This window comes from Luteibacter sp. 329MFSha (assembly GCF_900111665.1).
Lineage (GTDB): Bacteria > Pseudomonadota > Gammaproteobacteria > Xanthomonadales > Rhodanobacteraceae > Luteibacter.
The window spans coordinates 1,282,789-1,291,913 of the sequence record NZ_FOJE01000001.1; the positions used below are offsets into that span (position 1 = coordinate 1,282,789).

The following is a 9,125-nucleotide window of genomic DNA, read 5'->3' on the forward strand; positions in this document are numbered from 1 at the left end:
ACCTACCACGTCGGACGCGACGTGCACTTCTACATGCCCAAGCCCAGCCTCGTCGCCAACGACGGCGGTAGCATGACCTTCGCCTACAAGGTGCTGCGCACCACCGAAACCCTGTACTCGGAGGAGGCGACCTTCACCATCGGTGCGGCAGCACAGGAGCTTCCGGCCCCGACCGTCGACGAGGCACCCGACGATGCGCTCGATCCCTTCGACGCGGTGAACGGCATCACGGTCCGTATACCGGACACCGTCGCTTTCGAGCCTGGCGACAAAGTCATCGTGCACTTCGGCGGTTTCGACACGACGGAGGAGGACGCGGTCCCCGACATGACATTCACCATCCCGGCGGGCGAGGTCGCGAAGGTGCTCGGGACGACGGTGGACGTCACCTATTCGGTGACGTCAGAGAGCCGATCCGCGCTTGTGCCGGAAGCCACGTGAACGCCGTCGCGACGATGAGTTCAGCCGACGGTCCCACCACGAGATCCGCCACCATGGCCACAAGACGTCTCCCCTTACGTCCCGCCGATCGCGTTTCGCATCCACTATCGCTTTCGGTTGGCGCCATGGCGCAGGGCGACGGCCGCCTGCCCAGACCCGCCATCGCGGAGGCAGGGTCCGGAGATGTGCTCGATCTATCGACGCTCGACGGCGATCCACGGGCCACTGTCGCACCGTGGCCGCTGATCGCGGAGGGCCAGACCTGCTGGCTGGCGGTCGACGGCACGCGCGAGGATGGAATGGCGGATCACCTCGTCTTGCGCGATGGCGCCGCCGTCACGCCTGCCGAGGTCGACGACGGCCTGGAACTCGAGTTCGATCGGTCTCGTATCGAGACGTGGCAGGACGGCACCAGCGTCATCGTCACGTTCAAGGCAAACCTTCGGGAGGGCGACGAGACCGGCGCTCTGCTGTTCCCTCCCCGGACCTATCGGCTGAAGCGCGTCTCGTTACCGCCCTTGACCATCACCGGCCCCACGTCGGCCACCGTGGGCGATACGTTGACCTATGGCGCGCAGGATGGCGTGCCGCCTTACTCGTTCGCTACCGGCAACGCAGCGGTTGCAACGCTCTCTGCCCAGGGCACCGGAAGGGCCGTGTCGGCGGGCACGGCCGCCATAACCGCCACGGATACGGCAGGCTCGTCGACGTCGCTTTCGCTGAACGTCGCCGCGCCCACGAAGCCCGACATGACGCCGGACTATTATGAAGGTGCGACGACGGGCGTGCGGTACGAGTTCAGCGCGTCGGGCGGCGTGCCTCCCTATCGATGGTCGCTCTATCTCGAGGCAGGTCAGCACGCCACCGTGCTTGTCGCCGACGGACCCGTCGGCGTGATCCGCGTCGACGACTTCGGGAATTCCAACACCGTGGGCGTGTACCTGGACGACGCCAGGTCGCAGTTCGACGTCGGTGTCATTACGACCTACTCGGGAAGATCCCAGACCGCCGTCAACGCCGTCGCTGCCCGTCGCTCGTCGCCCAGGTCAGCGGTCACACACGCGCCGTCGTCACTCGACGAACAGGGAACTGCACCGCGGAACCCCAATGCTCTGTCATCGTCGACCAAGTCGGCATCGGGAGACCACTCGCCAGTCAGCGCCGACCTATCGAAGACGGAGCGTGTCGCCACCGTCGATCAACAAGGAAATGTCGCTATGCTCGCGAAACGAATGGAATCTCTTCGATCAAGCCACGTGTCGGAACCACGCCCCCTGATCGTCGGCACCATCTCCCCTGGTGACCGGCGCCTGCCTTCACCGCTGATCCCGCAGGCCGACGCAGACCAGTTGCTCGACTTGTCAACCTTCGATGGCGACGCGCAGACGACCGTCCAGCCGTGGTCGCTGATCTCGGAGGGCCAAACGGTCTGGCTCGTCATCGACGCTTCACGCGAGGATGGGCAGCTGGATCACTTCGTGGCGCGGGATGGTGCGCCCGTAACGCACGCAGAAGTAGATGATGGATTGCGAATCGACATCAGCCGTACACGTATCGAGTCGTGGAAGGATGGTTCCGTATTCTCGCTGACGCTCAATGTCAACTTCGCTCATGGCGACTTGACAAACGCTACACCGTTTCCCCTGCGCGCGTACAGCCTCAAAAAACCTGCACCATTGGCGATCAATGGCCCGTCCTCCGCGAACGTGGGCGACAATCTCAGCTATAGCGCGGAAGGCGGTAACGTGCCCTATACCTTCGCGTCCGCTAATACGGCAATCGCGACGCTATCTACCCAAGGATCCGGTACCGCTGTCGCAGCGGGGACAACTCATGTCAGCGTGACCGACGCAAGAAATGTGCGCGCGGAAATGGCTCTCACCGTGACCGCGCACACACCGACCTTCGACGTGCTGCCGCTGTATCAAGCGGGCGTGGCTGGAGGCACCTACTATCTGAACGCGTCAGGCGGCGCACCTCCATATCGGTGGGAGCTATACAACTTCGTCGGTGCGCAGGGTGCCCTTCTAAACACTGAAGGGCCAAACTGCGCGGTGCGTGTCATTTCCATGGCCGACGGCGGAAGTCTCTGGATAAGAGGATCCGATAGCGGAGACAACGCTGTGCTCGCGTATATCCTGGGATAGATCGCACTTGAGTCAGTCCGGCTGAACACCGGAAACGCCTGATTCCAGCGGAAGAAGGGCCACACGTTCCGTAACCACGCAGCGGGCGAACGAACGGGAAGTCCGATTGCCGCAAGCTCAAGTGTTACGAACGCACCAGCCACGACCTCAGTTGCATGGTGATCGATGACATGCACAGCCGGTCACCGATCGTTTCCGGAACAGGGCCCGTCATGCCTCGAGCACCGTTCAGGACCACGACCGCACAAGGGATGTCGTACACCGATCGACCAAAAAAGGATGTCCAGCATGATCACCGAACACGCCGCCTCCGCACGCGCACCCCAGACCTCACTACCGCTGCAACTTTCGATCGGTGACATCGAGGACGCCGACAACGGCGTTGCACCGCCGACGATCGTCGAAGCCGACGACGACCGGGTCGTCGACCTGGGCACGTTCGAAGGCAACGCAACCGTCCACGTCGACGCCTGGCCGCTGATGGCCGCCGGCCAGCGCTATTGGCTTACCGCGATCGCCGGGACGGAGGAGCATGTCATCGTCGACGGAGAACCGATCTTCACGCCTGGCGGCCTCGACCATCCGATCGAGCGAGCCTGGCTCGAAGGCCTCGCCGACCGAACGACCATGATCGCTGAACTGAGGATCATCTTCGACCCTGAGGATGATGCGTCCGAGCGCACATTTTCGTCACTCGGATATGTCATTGTCGCCGAAGCACCGGGCACGAACTGGGGAAACCTTGCTCATATAGTAGAGGACTTCGGCCAGTACTACTTCATCACCGCTGCGTCCGACATCTACCATGATGTTCCCTATCAGCTTCGCGTCGGAAAGATAGAGAACCACGCCACCACTCTGAACGTAAGGGTTAGCGATAAAGGCATAGAAATGTCGGGAAATGACGGGGGCCCGGTTCACATTGCCCTCAACCATCCTGCGACGCGCTTCGAGATGCGCGCCGTTGCACCGGCAAGCGATGCTGAAATTTCCGCCTTCGACAGCGGTGGACTCCAGATCATTCACCAACCTCTCGTAAACAATAATGTTCTCCATGCCAGCTCCGAGAAAGGTATTAAAACCGTAGTGGTAAGCAAGTTACTTTGGAGCCAGACCTATCTCACCGATATACGGGTCTGGACCGGAGCGATCTGGAGGAACATACCGACTCCATCGGGAAATCCATTCGAGGGCGCGGCCCTGGGCGGAAGCGAGAGGCTCCTGGAAACGCGCGACTGGACCATTACTGGCGACCGATGCGCCTTCGAGATTGTTCCGCAGCCTGACAACCCCGAACTCCGCACACTGCGAATCTCAAAAAGTGGCGATTATCTACCGGGCCAAGTCGGCAGAATCCACTTGGCGCCGCGCGGTGTCTTTGCAGCGCCACTACGACGGATTGGCTTGAGATTTAGACGAGAGATCGTCGGGAATCTCAACGAGATAACGGTCGCCGTTAGCGATGGAAAAACAGCGGATCAGACGCAACGCTCGTTCCTGTACAAAAGGTATTCCCTGGGTACGGAACTTGAGCTGCCGATCGATTGCGAGGGACTCGAGGCAATGCCGTTGCCCGGAGAGCATCTAGCCTCCGTGAGCATGCGCCTACAGTTCAGCGCAATTCGTTGGACGCCGCTATATCTCGACGACATCGTCGTCGAGTGACAACGCAGCGAGCGGAGCTATCGACCACCAGTCTCATCACGTCCTATGCAAAAGACACCAGACCGTCACGAACGCCGCCGCTACCCGTCGCTCGTCGCTCGTCGCTCGTCGCTCGTCGCCCAGGTCAGCGGTCACCCACGCGCCGTCGCGCCCCGATCAACCGACAAGGATGTCCACCATGACCGCTCAACACGCCGCCTCCGGACGCGGATCGCAGATCTCACTACCGCTGCAACTTTCGATCGGTGACGTCGAGGACGGCGACAACGGCGTGGCACCGCCGACGATCGTCGAAGCCGACGACGACCGGGTCGTCGACCTCGGCACGTTAGAAGGCAACGCGACCGTCCACGTCGACGCCTGGCCGCTGATGGCGGCCGGCCAGCGCTATTGGCTCACCGCGATCGCCGGGACGGAGACATACGTCGTCGCCGATGGTGCCCTGGTAACTGGACCGGCCACGCTGGATCTGCCGCTGCCACGGGCATGGCTCGAAGGCCTGGCTGACGGGGCGTCCTTCGACATCGAACTCGCGATCGCGTTCGGCGGCGGCGAGCTTACGACGGCCAAACGATTCACCTCGGCTGCCTATATGCTTCGTCTCGGCACGGTAGCCAAAGGCTGGACCGGACTGGAGTACATTTTCGAACCCCTGGACCAATACGGGCCGTTACCGATCCATCCCATCAGGAAGGGTCAGCCGTACACGCTTCGCTTCGCCACGTTTTACAACTTAGCCAGCGGATTTGACGTTTCCGTGTACGATAACGGCATCGATTGCCGCGTCGCATCAACGCCTCACACCCGTCTCATCCTCGATTACCCAGTCCCGCGCATTGACTTTAGCGTCCCGGGCATTTCCGCCCCTCCCCTTGAGATCGTCGCGTACGACAACGCCGGCGGGGAAATCGTCCGGCAGCCCCTGGTCCAGAACAACACCCTTTGGGCCGGCTCGAGCACCGGCATCCGCTCTTTCGAGTTGATCAGTACTGACGGGGTCGGGCGCCTGCGACTGGATGACTTCAGGATATGGACGGGCTCGACGTGGAAGGATCTTCCCACCCCGATGGTTGAAAATTTCGACGGGTGGCCCGTGGAAGAGCACGACCGCCGCCTCGACGTGGGCAACTGGAGCATCGCCGGTGACACCTGCACGATCGCGGTGGTGCCGTACCCGACCGATCCGCAGCGTCGCACCCTGCGATTCTCCCGCATGCAGGACCCGAGTTTACTGCCCAACTATCTCGTTCACCTCACACCTCGCGGGCTCGTCACCCCGACGCATGAGGTGTCGGTCAAAGTTCGCAGGGAAAGCGCGACTGGCAACCACGTCGCTTACTTGAACACCATACTTGCCTATTCGACCCTCCCGGAACAGGGCGAGTCGGATACCCTGCGAACAGTCGGCCCGCTAAGGCACACCTTTGCGAATACCGAACTCGAACACGTCATAACCTTCTCCGCCCTCGACCAGATGCCGTTGCCGGGCGAGCACCTCGCCTACATCTGCGTTCGGATGCAATTTGCGACAGCGACGGGATGGGCACCCGTCTTCATCGACGAGATCGCGATCAAGTAGAAGCCATGCAGCCGCCAACGCTGCCGCTCGTCGCCCAGGTCAGCGGTTACCCACGCGCCGTCGCGCCCCGATCAACCGACAAGGATGTCCATCATGACTGCTCAACACGCCGCCTCCGCACGCGGATCGCAGATCTCACTACCGCTGCAACTTTCGATCGGTGACATCGAGGACGCCGACAACGGCGTTGCACCGCCGACGATCGCCGAAGCCGACGACGACCGGGTCGTCGACCTCGGCACGTTCGAAGGCAACGCGACCGTCCATGTGGACGCCTGGCCGCTGATGGCCGCCGGCCAGCGCTATTGGCTCACCGCGATCGCCGGGACGGAGAAATACGTCGTCGCCGATGGTGCCCTGGTAACTGAACCGGCCACGCTGGATCTGCCTCTGCCACGGGCATGGCTCGAAGACCTGGCTGACGGCGCGTCCTTCGACATCGAACTCGCGATCGCGTTCGGTGGCGGCGAGCTTACGACAGCCAAACGATTCACCTCGGCTGCCTATATGCTTCGTCTCGGCACGGTAGCCAAAGGCTGGACCGGGATCGAATACATCTTCGAACCCTTCGACCAGTACAAACCATTCGCTATAGACCCCATCAGGGAAGGTCAGCCGTACACGCTTCGGTTCGCCACGATCTACAACCTCCATGGCGTCGTGGATATTTCCGTGCATGATTACGGCATCAACTGCCGCATCAGCCGCACAGAGCCGTACCTGCGCATTGTCCTCGATTACGCGATTCCGCGCCTTGGCTTCAGCGTGGCGAGACCCCCCTCACCTCCCGCCGTGATCGTCGCATACGACAGCGCCGGCAAGGAGATCGTCCGGCAGGACCTGGTCCAGAACAACACCCTTTGGGCAGGTTCGAGCACGGGCATCCGTTCGTTCGAACTTCTGCAGTCCGGCGACTACGTTGCGAACATTTCGATCGACAACATCAAGGTATGGACAGGCTCGACCTGGAAGGAGCTCCCGACCCCGATGGTTGAAAATTTCGACGGGTGGCCCGACGAAGAGCACGACCGCCGCCTCGACGTCGGCAACTGGAGCATCGCTGGCGACACCTGCACGATCGCGGTAGTGCCGTACCCGACCGATCCGCAGCGTCACACCCTGCGATTCTCCCGCATGCAGGACACGAGTTCACTGCCCAACTATCTCGTTCACCTCACGCCTCGCGGACTCGTCACCCCGACGCATGAGGTCTCGGTCAAAGTTCGCAGGGAAAGCGCGACTGGCAACCGCGTTGCTTATCTGCGTACGGTGCTTGCGTATTCAAGGGTCACGACGCAGGACGAGCCAGACACGCTGCGAACAATTGGCCCGCTTGTCCACGCCTTCTCAAGCACCGAACTCGAACACGTCATAACCTTCTCCGCCCTCGACCAGATGCCGTTGCCGGGCGAGCACCTCGCCTTCATCTGCGTCCGGATGGAATTTGTGAGAACGACGGGATGGCCACCCGTCTTCATCGACGAGATCGCGATCAAGTAGAAGCCATGCAGCCGCCAACGCTGCCGCTCGTCGCTCAGGTCCGCGGCCATCCATGCGCCGTCGCGCCCCGATCAACCGACAAGGATGTCCACCATGACCGCTCAACACGCCGCCTTCGCACGCGGATCGCAGATCTCACTACCGCTGCAACTTTCGATCGGTGACATCGAGGACGGCGACATCGGGGTGGCACCGCCGACGATCGCCGAAGCCGACGACGACCGGGTCGTCGACCTTGGCACGTTCGAAGGCAACGCGACCCTCCACGTCGACGCCTGGCCGCTGATGGCCGCCGGCCAGCGCTATTGGCTCACCGCGATCGCCGGGACGGAGAAATACGTCGTCGCCGATGATGCCCTGGTAACTGGACCGGCCACGCTGCATTTGCCGCTGCCACGGGCATGGCTCGAAGACCTGGCTGACGGGACGTCCTTCGACATCGAACTCGCGATCGCGTTCGGCGGCGGCGAGCTGGCGACAGCGAAGCGATTCACTTCGGCTGCCTATACGCTCCGGCGTGAAGGTCCGGATACCGGATGGGCCGGGATCGAGTACGTTTACGAATCCCTGGATCAGTACAAATCGCTTTATATCTACGTTCGGAAGGATCAGCCTTACACGCTTCGTTTCGCCACGCTTTACAACCTCTACGGCAGCCAAACTGTTACCGTGAATAGTGGCGTCATCGACTGCTGGGCCGGCCCCACTCTGGCGAACACCCGTCTCGTGCTCGATTATCCGATTCCGCGCCTCGATGTCAGCATGGTGAACCCTCCCAACTCCGTTGAGATCGTCGCGCACGACAGCGCAGGTGGCGAGATCGTCCGTCAGCCTCTGGTTCAGAACAACACCCTTTGGGCCGGCTCGAGCACGGGGATACGATCTTTCGAGTTCACTAGCAACGCTCATCCACGCCTTTACATCGACAACATCAAGGTATGGACGGGTTCGAGGTGGAGGGAGCTATCGACCCCCTTGATCGAAGACTTCGCGCACTGGCCCATGGAAGAGCACGACCGCCGCTTCGACGCCGGCAACTGGAGCATAGCCGGTGACACGTGCGCCATCGCGGTGACACCATACCCGACCGACCCGCAGCGTCGAACTCTACGTTTCTCCCGCATGCAGGACACGAGTTCACTGTCCAACTATCTCGTGCACCTCACGCCTCGCGGACTCGTCACCCCGAACAACAAGGTGTCAGTGAAAATTCGTAGGGAACGCGCGACTGGAGACCATCTTTATTACGTGAAGGCGATGCTCGCCTATTCAAATACGACGAACGCGATTGAGGATTCGGGTCGCGAAGCCGACTCCCTGCGGATAGTTGGCCCGATAACGCATACCTTTACAAGCACCGAACTGGAACACGTCATGACGTTCGCTGCACTGGAGCAGATGCCACTGCCGGGAGAGCGCCTCGCCTTCATCCACATTTCGATGCAGTTCACGCCATCATTAGGCTGGGTACCTGTCTTCATCGACGAAATCGCCATCGAGTAGAAACGCGTGACCGTCCGTGTTCAGGTCAACCGAGTCCGGCTCACGCTCCGCGCCACCGGGCTGAGGACCATCCGCATCGACGACCTGTCTCAGATCGTCACGTGGGATGCCGCGGGAGACCTCGGTGGTACGCAGGAGTACTTCTCGCACTTCCGCGTGGTCATGCCCGCGAATGCCACGCTCTACTACGACCGGATCGTCATCGACTGACGTCCTCCTGCGGCCACCTCGGCCATTCGCCCACCCCCGGCTAGCGCGCCAGTTGTATATGCCGACCCCGACCCCCGGCT

The 9,125-nt window shown here is 61.7% G+C and carries 7 protein-coding genes; all 7 read left to right on the forward strand.

Annotated features, from left to right (window positions below; all coding sequences use genetic code 11):
* Nucleotides 1-441 (forward strand): hypothetical protein (locus BMW54_RS05620; RefSeq protein WP_217642617.1); only part of this gene is annotated, 441 nt, incomplete at its 5' end.
* Nucleotides 442-566: 125 nt separating this feature from the next.
* A complete protein-coding gene (locus tag BMW54_RS05625) occupies nucleotides 567-2,588 on the forward strand; it encodes a hypothetical protein (protein ID WP_090053646.1) in 2,022 nt (673 codons plus the stop codon).
* Nucleotides 2,589-2,876: 288 nt separating this feature from the next.
* Complete coding sequence (locus tag BMW54_RS05630; RefSeq protein WP_090053647.1) at nucleotides 2,877-4,253, forward strand: hypothetical protein; 1,377 nt, start codon at nucleotides 2,877-2,879, stop codon at nucleotides 4,251-4,253.
* Between the two features lie 178 nt (nucleotides 4,254-4,431).
* Nucleotides 4,432-5,832 carry a hypothetical protein gene (locus BMW54_RS05635; RefSeq protein WP_090053649.1) on the forward strand — a complete coding sequence of 467 codons (1,401 nt, stop codon included), beginning with the start codon at nucleotides 4,432-4,434 and terminating at the stop codon, nucleotides 5,830-5,832.
* Nucleotides 5,833-5,925: 93 nt separating this feature from the next.
* The gene (locus BMW54_RS05640) at nucleotides 5,926-7,332 is read left to right on the forward strand and encodes a hypothetical protein (protein WP_090053651.1); all 1,407 of its coding nucleotides are present in this window, start codon (nucleotides 5,926-5,928) and stop codon (nucleotides 7,330-7,332) included.
* A gap of 93 nt (nucleotides 7,333-7,425) precedes the next feature.
* Nucleotides 7,426-8,835 (forward strand): hypothetical protein, encoded by a 1,410-nt coding sequence (locus BMW54_RS05645; RefSeq protein ID WP_090053652.1) that lies wholly within the window; start codon nucleotides 7,426-7,428, stop codon nucleotides 8,833-8,835.
* A 6-nt stretch (nucleotides 8,836-8,841) separates the two neighbouring features.
* Entirely contained in the window at nucleotides 8,842-9,045 is a 204-nt protein-coding gene (locus BMW54_RS05650; protein ID WP_090053654.1) for a hypothetical protein, read from the forward strand.
* The last annotated feature ends 80 nt before the right edge of the window (nucleotides 9,046-9,125 follow it).